This window comes from Enterobacter cloacae complex sp. P12RS, from assembly GCF_014895875.1.
GTDB lineage: Bacteria > Pseudomonadota > Gammaproteobacteria > Enterobacterales > Enterobacteriaceae > Enterobacter > Enterobacter bugandensis.
The window spans coordinates 287128-304020 of the sequence record NZ_JADBQO010000007.1; the positions used below are offsets into that span (position 1 = coordinate 287128).

General features: G+C 55.3%; 17 protein-coding genes. 8 read left to right on the forward strand and 9 right to left on the reverse strand.

Annotation, left to right across the window (positions count from 1 at the left end; genetic code table 11):
• Window positions 1-20: 20 nt before the first annotated feature.
• Window positions 21-1412 (forward strand): APC family permease, encoded by a 1392-nt coding sequence (locus tag IM284_RS04355; RefSeq protein WP_193055734.1) that lies wholly within the window; start codon window positions 21-23, stop codon window positions 1410-1412.
• Between the two features lie 63 nt (window positions 1413-1475).
• Here the strand turns inward: IM284_RS04355 and IM284_RS04360 are convergent, their stop codons facing one another.
• The gene (locus IM284_RS04360) at window positions 1476-2729 is read right to left on the reverse strand and encodes an MFS transporter (protein WP_028012977.1); all 1254 of its coding nucleotides are present in this window, start codon (window positions 2727-2729) and stop codon (window positions 1476-1478) included.
• A 121-nt stretch (window positions 2730-2850) separates the two neighbouring features.
• Here IM284_RS04360 and IM284_RS04365 point away from each other — a divergent pair, with 121 nt between their 5' ends.
• The 3 genes from IM284_RS04365 to bioD all read left to right on the forward strand — a co-directional run bounded on the left by IM284_RS04365 (window position 2851) and on the right by bioD (window position 5923).
• Window positions 2851-3747 (forward strand): LysR family transcriptional regulator, encoded by an 897-nt coding sequence (locus IM284_RS04365; protein ID WP_047368451.1) that lies wholly within the window; start codon window positions 2851-2853, stop codon window positions 3745-3747.
• Between the two features lie 129 nt (window positions 3748-3876).
• Window positions 3877-5097: a sugar metabolism global transcriptional regulator Mlc gene (gene mlc, locus IM284_RS04370; protein ID WP_047368452.1), complete on the forward strand. Its 1221-nt coding sequence runs from the start codon at window positions 3877-3879 to the stop codon at window positions 5095-5097.
• 130 nt (window positions 5098-5227) lie between these two features.
• Complete coding sequence (bioD, locus tag IM284_RS04375) at window positions 5228-5923, forward strand: dethiobiotin synthase (protein WP_028012980.1); 696 nt, start codon at window positions 5228-5230, stop codon at window positions 5921-5923.
• Here bioD and clcB read toward each other — a convergent pair.
• Complete coding sequence (gene clcB / locus IM284_RS04380) at window positions 5858-7168, reverse strand: voltage-gated ClC-type chloride channel ClcB (RefSeq protein WP_047368453.1); 1311 nt, start codon at window positions 7166-7168, stop codon at window positions 5858-5860. The two genes, bioD and clcB, sit on opposite strands and share 66 nt — an antisense overlap.
• A 250-nt stretch (window positions 7169-7418) precedes the next feature.
• Between clcB and IM284_RS04385 the strand changes: the two genes are divergently transcribed.
• The 3 genes from IM284_RS04385 (at window position 7419) to IM284_RS04395 (ending at window position 10186) form a co-directional block, all read left to right on the forward strand.
• Window positions 7419-9116: an S-type pyocin domain-containing protein gene (locus tag IM284_RS04385; protein ID WP_047368454.1), complete on the forward strand. Its 1698-nt coding sequence runs from the start codon at window positions 7419-7421 to the stop codon at window positions 9114-9116.
• Window positions 9113-9580 (forward strand): DUF6392 family protein, encoded by a 468-nt coding sequence (locus tag IM284_RS04390; protein WP_047368455.1) that lies wholly within the window; start codon window positions 9113-9115, stop codon window positions 9578-9580. Before IM284_RS04385 ends, IM284_RS04390 begins: the two co-directional genes overlap by 4 nt.
• A gap of 441 nt (window positions 9581-10021) precedes the next feature.
• On the forward strand, window positions 10022-10186 hold the full coding sequence (locus tag IM284_RS04395; RefSeq protein ID WP_165587526.1) for a hypothetical protein: 165 nt from the start codon (window positions 10022-10024) through the stop codon (window positions 10184-10186).
• Window positions 10187-10357: 171 nt separating this feature from the next.
• Here IM284_RS04395 and osmV read toward each other — a convergent pair whose 3' ends face one another.
• The 6 genes from osmV to IM284_RS04425 form a co-directional block, all read right to left on the reverse strand.
• Window positions 10358-11506, reverse strand: a complete 1149-nt coding sequence (osmV, locus tag IM284_RS04400) for an osmoprotectant ABC transporter ATP-binding protein OsmV (RefSeq protein WP_047365325.1) — start codon at window positions 11504-11506, stop codon at window positions 10358-10360.
• Window positions 11506-12153 carry an osmoprotectant ABC transporter permease OsmW gene (gene osmW, locus IM284_RS04405; protein ID WP_028012983.1) on the reverse strand — a complete coding sequence of 216 codons (648 nt, stop codon included), beginning with the start codon at window positions 12151-12153 and terminating at the stop codon, window positions 11506-11508. The genes osmV and osmW overlap by 1 nt, the downstream gene beginning before the upstream one ends.
• 8 nt (window positions 12154-12161) lie before the next feature.
• Entirely contained in the window at window positions 12162-13061 is a 900-nt protein-coding gene (osmX, locus tag IM284_RS04410) for an osmoprotectant ABC transporter substrate-binding protein OsmX (RefSeq protein ID WP_041910236.1), read from the reverse strand.
• An 18-nt stretch (window positions 13062-13079) separates the two neighbouring features.
• Complete coding sequence (gene osmY / locus IM284_RS04415) at window positions 13080-13790, reverse strand: osmoprotectant ABC transporter permease OsmY (RefSeq protein WP_028012985.1); 711 nt, start codon at window positions 13788-13790, stop codon at window positions 13080-13082.
• A gap of 277 nt (window positions 13791-14067) precedes the next feature.
• The gene (locus tag IM284_RS04420; protein ID WP_041912015.1) at window positions 14068-14805 is read right to left on the reverse strand and encodes a YoaK family protein; all 738 of its coding nucleotides are present in this window, start codon (window positions 14803-14805) and stop codon (window positions 14068-14070) included.
• 155 nt (window positions 14806-14960) lie between these two features.
• Window positions 14961-15584: a glutathione S-transferase family protein gene (locus IM284_RS04425; protein ID WP_041910232.1), complete on the reverse strand. Its 624-nt coding sequence runs from the start codon at window positions 15582-15584 to the stop codon at window positions 14961-14963.
• A gap of 251 nt (window positions 15585-15835) precedes the next feature.
• Between IM284_RS04425 and catA the strand changes: the two genes are divergently transcribed.
• Window positions 15836-16501 (forward strand): type A chloramphenicol O-acetyltransferase, encoded by a 666-nt coding sequence (gene catA, locus IM284_RS04430; protein ID WP_047368456.1) that lies wholly within the window; start codon window positions 15836-15838, stop codon window positions 16499-16501.
• Between the two features lie 64 nt (window positions 16502-16565).
• Here the strand turns inward: catA and IM284_RS04435 are convergent, their stop codons facing one another.
• On the reverse strand, window positions 16566-16856 hold the full coding sequence (locus tag IM284_RS04435) for a YebG family protein (protein ID WP_028012989.1): 291 nt from the start codon (window positions 16854-16856) through the stop codon (window positions 16566-16568).
• Between the last annotated feature and the right edge of the window lie 37 nt (window positions 16857-16893).

Sequence of the window (16893 nt, forward strand, 5' to 3'; positions counted from 1 at the left end):
AAGCATGGGGGGGATGGTTTATGGCGACTAACACCTCTCTTGACTCGCCGCGCATGGCCGGAAGAACCCGGCTGCGCAGTTCCCTCAAGCTCTGGCAGGTGGTCATGATGGGGCTGGCTTACCTCACTCCCATGACCGTGTTTGATACCTTCGGCATTGTGTCCGGTATCAGCAACGGCCACGTGCCCGCCTCGTATCTCCTGGCGCTGGCGGGCGTCATGTTTACCGCCATCAGCTACGGCAAACTGGTGCGACAGTTCCCGGAAGCGGGCTCCGCGTATACCTACACTCAGAAATCGATCGGCCCCCACTTAGGCTTTATGGTCGGCTGGTCATCGCTGCTGGACTATCTCTTCCTGCCGATGATCAACGTGCTGCTGGCGAAGATCTACCTTTCCGCGTTGTTCCCTGAAGTCCCGCCCTGGGTCTGGGTGGTGGGTTTTGTAACGATCCTGACGCTGGCGAACCTGAAAAGCGTTAACCTGGTCGCCAACTTTAACACCCTGTTTGTGCTGGTGCAGGTCGCCATCATGGTGGTCTTTGTCATACTGGTAGTGCATGGACTGCACAAGGGGGAGGGGGTTGGCACCGTCTGGTCGCTCCAGCCGTTTATCAGCGAGAACGCGCACCTGATTCCGATTATTACCGGCGCGACTATCGTCTGCTTCTCTTTCCTCGGCTTTGACGCGGTCACCACGCTGTCGGAAGAGACGCCAAACGCGGCGCGGGTGATCCCCAAAGCGATTTTCCTGACCGCACTGTATGGCGGGCTGATATTTATTGTTGCCTCGTTTTTCATGCAGCTCTTTTTCCCGACGATCGCGCGCTTCAAGAACCCGGACGCCGCGCTGCCGGAAATCGCGCTGTACGTGGGCGGCAAGCTCTTCCAGTCGGTGTTTCTGTGTACCACGTTTGTGAATACGCTCGCTTCAGGCCTGGCCTCGCACGCCAGCGTCTCTCGCTTACTGTATGTGATGGGGCGTGACAACGTGTTTCCGGAGCGGGTGTTTGGCTACGTGCATCCGAAGTGGCGCACTCCGGCCCTGAACGTCATTATGGTAGGGATAGTGGCGCTGTCGGCCCTGTACTTTGATCTGGTGACCGCGACGGCGCTGATCAACTTTGGCGCGCTGGTGGCGTTTACGTTTGTTAATCTCTCGGTGTACAACCATTTCTGGCGGCGTAAGGGGCTGAACAAAACGTGGAAAGATCGGCTCCACTATTTCCTGCTGCCACTCATTGGTGCCGCAACGGTCGGCGTGCTGTGGATCAACCTCGAAGCGACGTCCCTGACGCTTGGCCTCATCTGGGCGGCACTGGGTGTCCTTTACCTGACCTGGCTCACGCGCCGCTTCCGAAAACCGCCTCCACAGTTTAAAGCCGGTAAGATAGAGCAGGCCTGGGATTCCTGAACGTGAAACGGCACCAGTAAGCTGGTGCCGTTTATCTGGATAGGGCATCAGCCCGCAGGATGATTATCTCAGGCGTTTATGAAGGCTTGCGCCCACCAGCAGTGCGGCACAGAGCATCAGCGCGATAAACCCGCCCACGCCGTTCCAGCCGTAGTTATGCCAGAACACGCCGCCCAGCGTCCCCGCGATGCTTGAGCCCAGATAATAGCTAAACAGATACAGCGACGATGCCTGTCCTTTGGCGCGACGCGCACGCGGGCCAATCCAGCTGCTGGCGACGGAGTGAGCGGCGAAGAACCCTGCGGAGAAGAGCAGCATCCCGGCAAAGATAAGCCACAGAGAGGAGAAGAGCGTCAGCAGCAGGCCGAGCAGCATCACCGCGGTAAACACCAGCATCACCGGCCCGCGGCCAAAGCGTGCCGTCATCGCCCCGGCTTTCGGCGAACTCCACGTACCGGTGAGATAGGCCACGGAAAGCAAACCCACAACAGCCTGATTCAGATGCCACGGCGAGAGCATCAGCCGGTAGCCAATATAGTTAAACAGCGTCACGAAGGAACCCATCAGCAGGAATCCCATCAGAAACAGTCGCGGTAAACCTTTGTCACGCCAGTGAAGGCGGAAGTTGATAAACAGCGTTTTCGGGCGCAGAGACGTCGGGCGAAAATGGCGCGATTCTGGCAGGATTTTCCAGAACATCAGGGCCGATGCCAGCGCAAAACAGCCGATCACCGCCAGCGCAATGCGCCAGCTAAAGAAGTCCGTGAATACCCCGCTCAGCAGACGCCCGCTCATGCCGCCAATCGAGTTCCCGCTGATGTACAGCCCCATCGAAAAGGCAACGAAGCTCGGGTGGATCTCCTCGCTGAGATAGGTCATCCCGACTGCCGCCACGCCGCTGAGCGAGAGCCCGATCAGCGCGCGCATCATCAAAATGCCGTGCCAGCTGGTCATCATTGTCGAGAGTAACGTACAGACCGAGGCCAGCATCAGGGCGGTTACCATCACCTGTTTACGGCCAATGGCGTCGGAGAGCGGGCCGGTAAAAAGCAGGCCAATTGCCAGCATCCCGGTTGAAATGGAAAGCGAAACGCTGCTGCTGGCAGGCGATACGCCAAATTCATGGGAGAGAACGGGCAGGATCGGCTGAACGCAGTAGAGCAGGGCAAACGTTGCCAGACCGGCGGAAAAGAGCGCCAGCGTGACGCGCATAAACTGGGGGGTACCACGTTTGATGAACTGAACCGGCTGCGATGCTACAGGCAAATCATTAATATCTCTGGCCGGCTCGATATCAATGGTAGATGTACGACTCACACAGTTTCCTTGCTTAAACATCCCCGTGATTTCTGGTGACGGGTATGACCACACCTTCAGGGTAGGAAAATGTAAATATTCTGTCTAATATATTAATAATCTCAAATGATACTTTAAAAATATGAATATCGAGCTGCGTCATCTTCGCTACTTTGTCGCCGTCGCTGAGGAACTGCATTTCGGCCGCGCGGCGGCACGGCTGAACATTTCTCAGCCGCCTTTAAGCCAGCAGATTCAAATCCTCGAACAGCAGGTCGGGGCGCGTCTTCTGGCCCGCACCAACCGCAGCGTGAGCCTGACGGCAGCGGGTAAGCAGTTTCTTATCGACAGCCGACAAATTCTGAGCATGGTCGACGACGCCGCAGCCCGGGCGGAACGGCTCTATCTTGGGGAAGCCGGAGAGCTGCGGATCGGGTTTACCTCGTCCGCGCCGTTTATCAGCGCCGTCTCGCAGACGCTTTCGTCCTTCCGCCGTCATTTTCCGGACGTGCATATTCAGACTCGCGAAATTAATACCCGCGAGCAGATTGCGCCGCTTAACGAAGGTGCGCTCGATCTGGGGCTTATGCGTAATACCCAACTGCCGGACACGCTGGCGTGGGAGGTTATCCTGCGCGAACCGCTGATGGCCATGATCCCGAACGATCACCCGCTGGCGTCGCGTCCGGCGGTTTCGCTGGCGGAGCTGGCAAAAGAGCCGTTTGTCTTTTTTGACCCGCAGGTCGGGACGGGCCTGTATGACGATATTCTGGGGCTGATGCGCCGCTACGATCTGGCGCCGATCATTACCCAGGAAGTGGGAGAGGCGATGACCATTATCGGCCTGGTCGCCGCCGGGCTGGGCGTGTCGATACTCCCGGCCTCCTTTAAGCGGGTACAGCTGCGCGAGATGCGCTGGGTTGCTATCGCCGAGGAGGATGCCGTTTCGGAGATGTGGCTGGTGTGGTCAAAACATCGCGAACAGAGTCATGCTGCCCAGCGCTTCAAACAGCGGTTAATCCAGGCTTCCGCGGTCTGATATTTCCCTGGAAAACGGGTAAAAATGTGCGGTAAATCACAAGGCTAAGTAAATATTTGACGACACCCATGGAAGTGCTTCACCATAGCCAACAGTTTATTTCGAAGCTCGAAAATAAGGGAGTACGAGGTGGTTGCTGATAGTCAGCCAGGGCATATTGATCAGATTAAGCAGACCAACGCTGGCGCGGTGTATCGCCTGATTGATCAGCTTGGTCCGGTTTCGCGTATCGATCTGTCGCGCCTGGCACAGCTGGCACCTGCCAGTATCACCAAAATTGTCCGCGAAATGCTGGAAGCGCACCTGGTCCAGGAGACGGAAATTCAGGAGCCGGGCAGCCGTGGTCGTCCGGCGGTCGGCCTGGTGGTCGAGACGGAAGCCTGGCACTACCTCTCGCTGCGCATCAGCCGCGGAGAGATCTTCCTTGCGCTGCGCGATCTGAGCAGCAAGCTGGTGGTGGAAGACCGGCTTGAGCTGCCGCTCAACGCCGAGGAACCGCTTCTCGATGCGATTGTCTCCCATATCGATCGCTTCTTTATTCGCCATCAGCAGCGGCTTGAACGCTTAACGGCGATTGCCATCACCATGCCCGGCATTATTGATACCGAAAATGGTATTGTTCACCGCATGCCGTTTTACGACGATGTTAAAGAGATGCCGCTGGGCGAAGTGCTGGAAAACCATACCGGCGTGCCGGTCTATATTCAGCACGACATTAGCGCCTGGACGATGGCGGAAGCGCTGTTCGGCGCGTCGCGCGGTGCGCGGGATGTCATTCAGGTGGTTATCGACCATAACGTCGGGGCGGGGGTGATCACCGACGGACGGCTTCTCCACGCCGGGAGCAGCAGCCTGGTGGAAATTGGTCATACCCAGGTCGACCCGTACGGTAAACGCTGCTACTGCGGGAACCATGGCTGTCTGGAGACGATCGCCAGCGTGGAAAGCGTGCTAGAACTGGCGCAGGTGAGGCTCAGTCAGTCCATGAGCTCCTCGCTTCACGGCCAACCCTTAACGGTGGATTCCCTTTGCTCCGCCGCGCGTCAGGGGGATCTGCTGGCGAAGGACATTATTACCGGGGTGGGTAGTAACGTAGGCCGCATTCTGGCGATTATGGTGAACCTCTTCAATCCGCAAAAAATCCTGATCGGCTCACCGCTCAGCCAGGCGGCGGAGATCCTTTTTCCGGCGATTACGGCCTGTATTCAGCAGCAGTCGCTTCCTGCCTACAGCAGAAATATTGCGGTAGAAAGTACCCAGTTTTCCAACCAGGGCACAATGGCCGGCGCGGCGCTGGTCAAAGATGCCATGTACAACGGCTCGCTGCTTATCCGCCTGTTACAGGGTTAACTCTTTTCCGCAGATGTAAGAAAAATTGCGCTATCTCAAGCCGGGTAGCGCACGCATCCCGTAGACTTCCTCCACTGAATTATTTACCTGGTTGATATTTTCGAAGCATACCCAAGAGGTGGAGTGAGTCATGCTTAAGCGTTTCTTTGTTACTGGTACAGATACCTCTGTCGGCAAGACCGTTGTATCCCGCGCATTGCTGCAGGCTCTGACAGCAAGCGGTAAACGCGTCGCTGGGTACAAACCGGTCGCAAAAGGGAGTAAAGAGACGCCAGAGGGATTGCGAAATAAAGACGCCCTGGTGCTGCAAAGCGTCTCGTCGCTGGAACTGCCTTACCACGCGGTCAATCCCATTGCGTTAAGCGAAGATGAAAGCAGCGTGGCGCACAGCGGCCCGATCAATTATTCCCTGTTATCCGACGGGCTGGCGAACCTGAGTGAGCAGGTCGATCACGTAGTCGTCGAAGGAACGGGCGGCTGGCGCAGCCTGATGAATGATTTACGCCCGCTGTCTGAATGGGTCGTGCAGGAGCAACTGCCGGTAGTGATGGTGGTGGGGATCCAGGAAGGGTGTATCAACCACGCGTTGCTGACGGCGCAGGCGATTGCTAATGACGGCCTGCCGCTGGCTGGCTGGGTGGCAAACCGTATTAATCCAGGCCTCGCGCACTACGCGGAGATCATCGACGTACTGAGCACCAAACTGCCTGGCCCGCTGGTGGGCGAGCTGCCTTATCTGCCTCGCGCCGAGCAGCGCGAGCTAGCGCAGTACATCGATCTCTCTGCCCTCGGTGGCGTGTTGACCGTAGATCGAGTCGTGGCGTAACGTCCGCGACAGTACGGACGCTATCACGCAGGCGACCAGTAAACCGGGCAGTAAAAAATACTGCCCGGTCATTTCACAGACCATCAGCGCCGACATAATCGGCGCATGCGTGGTCGCAGCGAGCAGCGTTGCCATCCCGGTCAGCCCCAGCAACATGGCCGTCTCAGAACCCGGCAGCCACAGCGCGAAAAGCTGCGCGAACAGCATCCCCGTAGCCATACCGACAAACAGCGTAGGCGTAAATACCCCGCCCGGCGCACCCGAACCGCTGCTTGCCAGCACCGCCAGCAATTTACAGATGAACACGCCGGCAATCACCGACAGCAGCGGCGGGGCGAGCAGAAAAGCCTGAACCACGCTGTAGCCGTTTCCCCAAACCTTCGGCGTCAAAAGTGAAAGCAGCCCGACAATCAAGCCGCCGAGCGCTAATTGCGACGGCGGCGAAAGTTTGAGGCGCAGGAACAGCCCGTGGCTGAACGCCATCAGCCACATCAGCAGCGGTCCGCAGAGACCTGCCAGCAGCCCCATCGCGACCAGCAGGGCATAATCTGCCGCGGTGAGAATGCCGCTCAGATGGACCTCGTAGAGCGTACCGGCACCCGGCGCAAGGAGTTGTGTCGTAAGAAGCGCCACCACCGCCGCAATCACCACGGGGCCGAGCGAGGCCAGCATCAGCGTGCCAAACAGAATCTCTGCAATGAACAGGCTTCCGGCTAACGGAGCATGGTAGGCGCTGGCCATCCCGGCGGCGGCGCCACAGGCGATCCAAAGCTTCCATTCCGATTTGGGCGTAAAGCGCCGGGCAAAAAAGGAGGCGGCGAGGGCGGCAAGCAGGATCATGGCCCCTTCGCGGCCGATGGCGCTTCCGCTGGCAACGACCAGCAGCGAAGCAAGAGATTTAACGAGGCTCGCGCCGTAATCAAACTGACCGTCGCCGGTCTCCAGCGCTTCCATATAATCGGTGGGGGCATGAGGCCGCTGGGCGGTCAGGCGCTGCCATCCCCAGAGCAACAGCCCGGCAGCCAGCCCGCCCAGCGCGGGTGTCAGCGCGCGCCTCCAGGGGGAGAGCGACGCGGCGGCATTCACCAGGCTGCCGCTGTCATTGCTCAGAAGCAGCCACTCCAGCAGGTACATGCTGTGGCGGAACACCGCAACGGCCAGCGCGGCCAGCACGCCGGTGACGGTGGCAATCAGGAGTCGGCGAAACATCGCACGGATGTCGGGGTACGTATGAAGACGTTGCATGGGTCGCGAGTAAACGGGGATGATGTCCTATTGTGGTTGGAACTCAACCAGTATGCAAATGAGCTTTTATAGGGTGTTCTATATATATTATTTATTTTTCTTTGTCATTTATTTGATTATTAAATATTAACCAGAAGTGCTGAATAAATCTGGTGAACTCGTCTTCATAGTAAAATTGCTTTTTTATTTACAGGAAGGAAAAGGAAATTCTTTATGAGTAACGAACTCACTAATTACCGGAGCGTAATGCATGGGTTACCGTACCGATAATTATGGTCGGGGGCAGGCGCTTGAGAATGATAAAACGACTACCGGTGCCAGGTGTATTGCGTCTATAACGGACAGCACCGAATTTGGGCGCAGGATACTCCGGGTAGGTGATAAAACCACTCCCTGCCCCAAATGCGGGAAACAGGGCGTCATTGTATCAGGTGAAGAACGCGTGACATTTCACGGGGTGCCCGCAGCCGTTCACGGTTCAAAAGTACACTGTGATTGCCCGCCGGGTTCGAACCGGGTGATTGCTCCGGCAGGTCAGTGGCTGGGACGGGGACGGGACCCGGTTGAGGTTGCCAGGGAAGAACACGCTGCCAGGCTGGTTGCAGAAAAGCAAGCCGAAGAAAAACGCAGAGAGGAAGAAAGGGAGCGTAACCGGGTATTCGCAAAATCCTGCCTGCGCGGTGAGGGGTGTAATGATGCCGGTGACCAGCGCGAGCCTCACACCAATTTTGCTGATATGGCTTTTTTTCAGGCCATGCCCGCCAGCGACCCTGCAACCGATTCAGACACCCCGCAGCACGCCCGGACCGCAAAAAAGAAAAAGCCAGAGGATATCCCCAAACCGAAGAAGCGCAGCGCCCTTTATCGCTGGTGGAACGGTAACCATGAGGCGATGGATTATCAGGCCGCCGTTGCTGCCGCAGCTGCAGCTTCACGTGCACAGACGGCCACGGCAGGCGCAAGCCTGCTGGAGCTGATAAGCGGCAGGGCGCTGACATACGGCACCTGGGCGGTACGTGGTGCCGCCGGGCTGGGTGAGACAGCCGCCGCCGGAGCGTGTGCATCCGTGGCCGGGCTGCTGGTGGGAATGATGCCCGGCAGGCTGAACGACGGCGAACAGGATTTTATCGACCGTATGCGCCTGGAGCAGATGCGTGAAGCCCCGAGCCGGGTGCGCTATACGTGGGAGAACGACAGCAGGGGGAACCCGGTTCCGTGTGGCTGGCACACACCACCCGGCCGGGACAGTGTTCGCGTCAGAAAAATGGAGTACGACAACAGCGCGCAGGCGTACACGTTCACCACCGAGGAAGAACCGCGCATCACCATTGTGTGGACGCCTGACCGGACAGACGAGAATAAACCCTGGAATACCGGCAACCAGGCGCGTCCGGTGTTGCCGAACCCGGTGATAGTTGACCCGCTGCCGGATAACACCAGCATAACGGCGACCACCAGCCCGGCCCCGGAGGAAAAACGTTTCGCGGATTACATTCTGATCCTGCCGTTCCCCGACCTGCCGCCGATTTATATTTACCTGAGCAAACCGCCGGTGGAGTTTCTGGAGGTTGAGTTATACAGTGACTTCAAACGCCGTTCTCGACAGGGGATTTACGAGGCTGATCACATGCCGTCAAGAGCGGCAGTTGATGCATATCTAAAAGCTAATTATCCGTTGCTAGATGATGACGAGATATTTGCACTGACTGATAAAGTTGCAGCCATCGTGATCCCGAAAGATATTCATCAAAAAATAAGCGAGACATATGGTGGACGTAATACGCCTACACATATTGATCTTGACTCAAGGAACCTCAGGGCAGCAGTGGATCGCAATCTGGATGCCATAAAACCGGCATTGAAAGAGCATGGAGCGACCGAAATCCAGATCGAAGCAGCAAGGGTGAAAATACATACAATTAACAGTGAAGCGGGGCTTTACAAATGACGATAGACGTTGAGGCGCTGATATATAGTCTTGGTAAGTCTTATCAATATATGCTTGGTAAGGACTTAATTCCGTATAAGTCTCCTCCAAAGGGATCTTCTGGAACACCGACCCTCAACCTCGAAATGGCTCAGGAAGGGATTTTTCTTTCTTTTTGGCGAGAGGGGCGGATTTTGAAATCTGTCACACTCAGAATTCAGCACGAACCTGCGTCCAGTTGGACATTTCCTAATGAACTACCAGCACCCTTGCAGGCGTCTATGTCTCGTAAATGGGTTAATGAAACTCTTGGTGAGCCGCTAAGAAGTGCGCCGCCTTACACTGTGATGAATAAGGATTATGGTTGGACAGACCTTTATGAGGTAAAGGATCACGATATTCCTACGAGCATGCAGATTAACTATGACCTAGAGGATCGCGTGAGGTCTGTAACCTTCATGCCAACCTCAGAGCTTCGCTGGTAATGCGCAACACAAGCCCCGGGAGGGGCTTTTTGTGCTCGCGTGCAATAAAGCCACCATTAAAAAAGCATGGTGCGACGGAAAGTCAGATTGAAGCTGCAAAGGTTAAAATTCACGAATTGAATCGTAATGTGGGGTTATACGAATGACCGTAAATGTAGAAGCACTGAGCCGTAATCTGGGCAGGAGCTAAAAAGAATTAGTGGACAATGAAATAATCACTTATAAAACTGACACTAAAGAGGCAGTAAGTTGTGGAAGGGTAACGATGAGGAGGTGGATTATCAGGCTGCCGCAGCTGCGGCTAAAAGGCGAGTAGATGAAGCCTGCCGACCAATCCAGAAAGGTTGAAAAAAGAAGATTGTCTAAGCTATTGATATTTATAGTAAAGAAACAGAAATCTTGCTTTTCGAGATAGAAATTCCATCTGAAAAAGCACATGTAATGGCAGATATTTTGGGATTAAATGCGAGAGACCGAGAAGAATTTATGTGTGGAATTGGAGTGTACAACTTGACAAAAAACCAGGTTCACGAGTTTGAATTATTGGTAGGTAAAACGTTTTATTCAGATGATGTGACCTTGCAAATTTCTGGTGGAGAAATATGAGGGCCGGGTTCTTCAACCCACCAGCGAATTGTTGCTGGTGGGTTGAAATTGCCGGGAAGAAATTACGTTGTCTCTTCAGCGTGATGACGTAAAGGGATGAGGCTTCACGAATGAACTCCCTACACAGCTCTAGCCGAACCTGTCTCGCGCATGGATTCAAAAATATAATTCTCAGCTCTCACTATGAATATTCAGCGCCCGGCGCGTACGCCCTGAGCTCAGGTATTCGGCAATATAATCCTGCGAAATCTCGCCGTTGTAGCGCCCGTCCTCATCCACGATCGGCATCCAGCTGGTGTTGCTCTCATACAGGCGTGACAGCACCACGCGCAGGTTGTCTTCGGCTTTGCCGGTCATGCGGAACGGATGCAGGATGTCGGCGCAGGTCCCGCTGGCGTTACGCGCTTCGCGACGCTTCACAAAGCCCAGCGGCTTGCCGTGCTCGTCAACCACGGTAATCGCGCGAATATCGTTATCGTCCATGGTTGCAAAGGCTTCCGGGAGCGGAGTCGAACCCCGTACGGTAATGGTCGGCTGCTGGTCGGTGACGTCGCCGGCGGAGACCAGCAGCAGACGCTTCAGCGTGCGGTCCTGACCGACAAACGAGCCGACAAACTCGTTCGCCGGTTTCGCCAGCAGCTCGTCCGGGCTGGCACACTGGACGATTTTCCCCTGACGGAAGACCGCGATGCGGTCCCCGAGCTTCAGGGCTTCGTCGATATCGTGGCTCACCAGCATGACGGTTTTTTTCAGCTTGCGCTGCATCTCGAGGAACTGGTTCTGGATCACCTCACGGTTGATCGGGTCCACCGCGCCGAACGGTTCATCCATCAGCAGTACCGGAGGATCCGCCGCCAGGGCGCGAATAACGCCAATACGCTGCTGCTGGCCGCCGGACATCTCGCGCGGATAACGGTGGAGGAACTTGTGCGGATCCATTGCCACCATATCCATCAGCTCTTCGGCGCGGGCTTTGCAGCGCGCTTTATCCCAGCCCAGCATGCGCGGCACGACGGTGATGTTCTCTTCAATGGTCATGTTCGGAAACAGGCCAATCTGCTGGATCACATAGCCGATGTTGCGGCGCAGGGTCACGGTGTCCATCCCGTTGGTGTCTTCGCCGTTGATCAGGATCGTCCCGCTGCTGGGTGTTATGAGACGGTTAATCATCTTCAGGGTGGTGGTCTTTCCGCAGCCAGACGGGCCGAGCAGGACGCACATTTCCCCTTCTGGCACGTTCAGGTTGACGTTATCGACGGCCTTAAAGGTCTGGCCGTGCTTCTGTGAAAATTGTTTGGTGAGGTTTTCCAGTTTTATCATTATCGAATCCCCTTTGGAGTCAGAACCACCTGCAGACGGTGCAGCAGCCAGTCGAGCACAATCGCTAAAAGACAGATCATCAGCGCGCCCGCAATCAACATACGAATATCGCTTCCGCCGATGCCGTTAAGCAGCAGCAGGCCAAGTCCGCCCGCGCCAATCACGGCGGCAATCGCCATCACGCCGATGTTCATCACCACGGCGGTGCGGATCCCGCCGAAAATCACCGGCAGCGCCATCGGAATTTCCACCCAGCGCAGACGCTGCCAGAACGTCATGCCGATGCCGCGTCCGGCTTCGCGCAGGCCCGGCGGCAGGCTGTCGAGCGCCGTGTGGGTGTTACGCACGATCGGCAGCAGCGAGTAGAGAAACACCGCCGTGATTGCGGGCAGGGCGCCAATCCCCTGACCGATCAGCGAAAACAGCGGGATCATCAGGCCAAACAGGGCAATGGACGGGATGGTCAACACGATGGTGGCAATCCCCAGCACCGGCGTCGCCAGCCACTTGTGGCGCACAATCAAAATGCCCAGCGGGACGCCGATGATAATCGCTAAGCCCACGGCCAGCGCCACCAGCCACAGATGCTGCAGCGTGAGGGTTAACAGATAGTCCCAGTTGTCCAGAATGTAGTGAACGGTATCCATAGCGCCTCCTACAGCAGCTGTTTGCTACGCAGGAAATCGCGGGCGACCTGCTGCGGTGACTGATGGTCAATATCCACCTTCTTGTTCAGCTCGGTGATAACGTCGTTGTTGAGCTGGGCCGAGAGGGTATTAAGCGCCTCTTCCAGACCGGGATTGGCCTCCAGGGTGTCCTTGCGCACCACCGGGGTGACCGCGTAGCTCGGGAAGAAGCCTTTATCATCTTCCAGCACTTTGAGATCAAAGCCCTTCACGCGCCCGTCGGTGGTATAAACCAGCCCGGCGTCGACGAAGCCGTCGCGCACGGCGTTATAGACCAGACCCGGGTCCATCTGGCGGATTTGCGGACGGTCCAGATCCATCTTATAGGCCTCCTGCAGTGGCTTCATGCCGTCGCTGCGCCCGGCAAATTCAAGGTCTAAGCCCAGCAGCCAGTTTTTGTCCGGGTTGGTTTTGCGAACCTGTTCAATTTTCGCCACCATCTCCGACATGGTGTTGATATGCTCCGCTTCGGCGCGCTTGCGCTGCATGGCGAAAGCGTAGGTGTTGTTCATATCGGCGGGTTTGAGCCACACCAGACCGTGCTTCGCATCCAGGCGCTTCACCGTCTCCCAGGACTCCTGCGGCGACATGCGCTTGTTGATGTGGTTGAAGATGATCAGCGACGTGCCGGTGTACTCCCAGGTCATATCAATCTGCTTGTTGATCATCGCGTTGCGGGAGATCACCGTGGCGATATTGGTTTTTGGCTGAACCTGAAAACCTTTCTTTTGCAGGTACTGTACGGTCATCGCCGAGAGAATGTGCTGTTCGGTAAAGCTCTTGGTCGCCAGAATCAGCGGGGCTGCCATCGCCTGGCCGGTGAACAGCGCCGCGGCACACAGCGCCGCAAGGCTGGATATCAGTCTCATAAAAGCTCCTTGTTATTGTTATCGAGCGAGATGGGGACTCATCACGCGACCCAGCGCCGCCAGCAGGGTGTCGAGGATCAGGGCGAACAGGGCGGTGGCCGCCGCGCCGAGGATCAGGGTTGGGAAATCGTTCAGGTAAATGCCCGGGAAAATCAGCTCGCCGTAGCTGCTGGCGCCAATCAGAAACGCCAGCGGCGCGGTACCGACGTTAATGGCGGTGGCGATGCGGATCCCCGAGAGCATAACCGGCCAGGCGTTGGGCAGCTCAACCTGGCACAGGCGCTGCCATTTGGTCATCCCAATCCCGTTTGCCGCTTCCAGCAGCGACGACGGGACCGAGCACAGCCCGGCGTAGGTATTGCGCACAATCGGCAGCAGCGAGGCGAGGAACAGGGCGATGATGGCGGGCGTATCGCCGATACCAATCACCACCATCGCCAGCGCCAGCACGGCCAGCGGCGGCAGGGTGTTGCCGACATTAAAGATTTGCATCACGTATTCGGCGACGCCCCGCGCGGCCGGACGGCTCAGCAGAATACCGGCCGGAATGCCCACCAGCAGGGCAAAAAACATCGACGAGAAAACCAGAATCATGTGCTGTTGCCCGAGGTAGACCAGGTCAACCTGACGCGCCTTGATTGTCTCAAGCCCGATTCCCCAGACGAGGAGGGCGAGGACCACGAGAATGGCGCCGACAAATAGCAGCGAGCGTTTGAGTAATGGGTGCATTGCGGTGTGTCTCCCTGTGCGCATGCGTTATAGCAACCACCGGTTGCCTGTTGTTATGCCATGTTTCGGCAGGGGTAATTGACCTATAGCAAGCGTTTGGGAAGGGTTCCAGCGAAGGGGGGAAATCAGTAACCCTATGAAATTAGTGACAACCTTAATTAAAGCCTTATGGCGTAAGGGCTGGTTGCGTGCCGGGCAGAATAGTCCTAAAGCGAATTTTCAATAGTGACAGTGTCACATATCAAAGGGCGCCCTTACGCCGAGAGTCGTTCGTTATTTAGATAGAGGCACGAACCCGGCGAACGCGAACCGAGATGCTAATGATAGAAAAAATGGCAACAATCGCGAGCAGCAGCCCAAGCGCCAGCATGGCGTTAAACCCAATCCATCTGAACAGCAGCAGACCAGCAATCCCTCCGCTCATAAACGAGAAAATGGTGGTTAAGTGAGTTTTCAGCTGACTTTTTTGTGCCGCGGTATCCTTCGAGTAATCCCTGCGAAGCATCGCCACCAGCACGGAGGCCAGCGATATGCCTGCATCCGTTAGCGTGCCGGTAATGTGCGTCGATCTCACCCGCCCTCCGGAGAGCTGCGTGGAGGTTGAATTATGAATGCCCATCAGGCCGCACAGAAAAATAATAATCTCGCGGTTGCTCGTGAGGGCGTGGAAATACATCTCGTAGAGAGAGATGCCGGTCAATAGTACCCCCTCGACAAAAAGGATTTGGCAAAAAACCAGCCTGATATTGTGGATAATGCCCCAGAGTACAATAAGACGGGCAAGGATGGCGCCGGTGACAAAAGAGAGAATAATCGAGCCAAAGAAAATCATATCGCTCAGATCGGTGGAGGAGACTTCGCTGGATAATTGTGAGGTATTGCCGGTCATGTGAGAGGGGAAAAAGCCAAATGCCCCAAGGGCGATGGCGTTAAGCAAACCTGCCGAGGTCGCCAGCCAGAGGGCAAGCCGACGATCCTCCTTATGCGTTCGTTCTTTCTTGAGTCTAATCAGCAAGAATACCTCCGGGTTGAGCTTTGCCTGAATAGTCAGGCTAGCAAAGCGGTGCAACGGGCTGTCCAGGATATGGCTTAATTATTATTCCCTCTGACGCCAATCAGGGTTTAGTAATTAAATAAAATATCCTTACTCAAGGTGTGGGCGTAAATAATTTATATCATGCCGTTATTGCCGTGACGCAAAAACGCGGGGCGCTGGTTAAGGCGCTCATACCAGGCCTCAATCGCCGGCACGTGGGGCTTGTCAAACGGCGTCATCTTCCAGCGATTCACCGACAGCCCAAGCACCACGTCCGCAAGGGTAAACGTCTCGCCCGCCGCAAAGGCCCCGGTGCGCTGCAGCTGGTTTTCCAGAATGGTGATGCAGTGGTTCCACTCTTTTATTCCCGCCGCAATGCGCGCAGGGTCGTTAAAGTCCGGGTTTTTTCGTCCCAGCGCCGGGAAGACATAGCGCCAGGCGTTATTGAATTCAGTTGCCTGCCAGTCCATCCAGCGCTCAACGTTGGCGCAGGCCTGCGGCTCTGCAGGCAGCAGATCGTGACGTCCGGCCTTGCGCACCAGATAGCGGCAGATGGCGTTGGACTCCCACAGCACGAAATCGTCATCCATCAGCACCGGCACCATGGCGTTGGGGTTCAGCGCGCGGAAGTCATCCGTTTCTGTTGAGGCAAAACCGCTGCCGTAGTCTTCCTGCAGGTAAGGTATGCCCGCTTCTTCACAGGTCCAGAGCACTTTACGAACGTTGATGGAGGTGGTTTTACCAAGGATGTTAATCATGACGCTGTTTCTCTTCAGGGGGATTAATCATTTAAAAACAATACACCCTTTGCGCGAAGAGGGAGGGATAATATTGAGTGAGGAGTGCTTTGTACGGGCAGGTCAGCGCGTTTTAAGCGGAAACGTTACGTCTTCAGGGTGCGTAATGGCGGTTATTCCGCGCCGTTTTCTCCAGAGGCGCCTGCTTGCTTAATGCCTGGAAAAAATTTAGGCTAACCTCAGAGATATGCTTGCTCATTAAAGGCTTAGAAATGGAAAAAATAACCCCTGAATATACGTCCGTTGACTTATCTCGTTGGGCAAGGAAGGAACATTTTGAGATTTTTCAGGGGTTCGCTCAGTCGACGTTTAACCAGACGGTTTTAATCGATATTACTGCGTTGTTAAAACATATCAAAGCGGTCGGCTGGAAATTTTACCCGACTATTATTTTTCTCATTTCTAAGATCGTCAACAGTCATCCTGAGTTCCGTATGGCCATGAAAGACAATGAGCTTATTATATGGAACGAAGTTCATCCAAACTATACCATTTTCCATAATGAAACAGAGACCTTTTCATCATTATGGAGCCATTATGATGGCAATATTCAGCACTTCCAGAAGACCTACGCTGAAGACATTGCGCGCTACGGTAATAATTTTGCTTATTGGCCTAAGGACGAATCCCGGGAAAATATTTTTTTCATATCGGGTATCCCCTGGGTGAGTTTTACCAGCTTTAACGTCAACGTTGCGCACATGAAGAACTTTTTTGCCCCTATGTTTACGCTTGGAAAATACTATGAACAAGATGGCAAAGTATTATTGCCCCTTGCCGTTCAGGTTCATCATTCCGTGTGCGATGGTTTCCATGTGGCAAGACTGTACAATGAACTACAAGAGATGATTGATGCCTTGCCGCAATCCGGCGCGTGACGTTAATAAAAAAGCCGCAAGCAGCATGCTGCTTGCGGCGTCAGGCTCGGTGACGATGTGGCAATCAGGCAGCTTTTACCGCTCTGATTTTTTTACTGTCAGCCGCAGGGGCATCGAGAGCAGGGAGCTTGCTGGTGCGCAGAATATGCTGCACGGTCTCTTTCTGCTCGGCGAGATACAGACCAAGATTTTCAGCCTGCGTTTCATCCATCTGCATTCCGCTTTGCAACAGCCAGTCGGTGAACGCGTCTGCCATATCGAGCAGCTTGTCGTGAGCGTCAGCCTCTTTCTTACTGGCAAATGTCATTTTCTCTTCACCTTTTCTTACGACAACATATTTTATTTCAACAGCCATCACGCACCTCTCATACTGTATTTATATACAGTATAAC

What these genes read in the sequence shown, in the direction of transcription:
- bioD (WP_028012980.1), top strand. Translation starts at nt 5,228, where the DNA reads ATGCTTAAGCGTTTCTTTGTTACTGGTACAGATACCTCTGTCGGCAAG.
- osmX (WP_041910236.1), bottom strand. Translation starts at nt 13,061, where the DNA reads ATGAGACTGATATCCAGCCTTGCGGCGCTGTGTGCCGCGGCGCTGTTC.
- IM284_RS04425 (WP_041910232.1), bottom strand. Translation starts at nt 15,584, where the DNA reads ATGATTAACATCCTTGGTAAAACCACCTCCATCAACGTTCGTAAAGTG.
- IM284_RS04390 (WP_047368455.1), top strand. Translation starts at nt 9,113, where the DNA reads ATGACGATAGACGTTGAGGCGCTGATATATAGTCTTGGTAAGTCTTAT.
- catA (WP_047368456.1), top strand. Translation starts at nt 15,836, where the DNA reads ATGGAAAAAATAACCCCTGAATATACGTCCGTTGACTTATCTCGTTGG.
- IM284_RS04395 (WP_165587526.1), top strand. Translation starts at nt 10,022, where the DNA reads ATGGCAGATATTTTGGGATTAAATGCGAGAGACCGAGAAGAATTTATG.
- osmY (WP_028012985.1), bottom strand. Translation starts at nt 13,790, where the DNA reads ATGCACCCATTACTCAAACGCTCGCTGCTATTTGTCGGCGCCATTCTC.
- clcB (WP_047368453.1), bottom strand. Translation starts at nt 7,168, where the DNA reads ATGCAACGTCTTCATACGTACCCCGACATCCGTGCGATGTTTCGCCGA.
- IM284_RS04355 (WP_193055734.1), top strand. Translation starts at nt 21, where the DNA reads ATGGCGACTAACACCTCTCTTGACTCGCCGCGCATGGCCGGAAGAACC.
- osmV (WP_047365325.1), bottom strand. Translation starts at nt 11,506, where the DNA reads ATGATAAAACTGGAAAACCTCACCAAACAATTTTCACAGAAGCACGGC.
- IM284_RS04435 (WP_028012989.1), bottom strand. Translation starts at nt 16,856, where the DNA reads ATGGCTGTTGAAATAAAATATGTTGTCGTAAGAAAAGGTGAAGAGAAA.
- osmW (WP_028012983.1), bottom strand. Translation starts at nt 12,153, where the DNA reads ATGGATACCGTTCACTACATTCTGGACAACTGGGACTATCTGTTAACC.
- IM284_RS04385 (WP_047368454.1), top strand. Translation starts at nt 7,419, where the DNA reads ATGGGTTACCGTACCGATAATTATGGTCGGGGGCAGGCGCTTGAGAAT.
- IM284_RS04365 (WP_047368451.1), top strand. Translation starts at nt 2,851, where the DNA reads ATGAATATCGAGCTGCGTCATCTTCGCTACTTTGTCGCCGTCGCTGAG.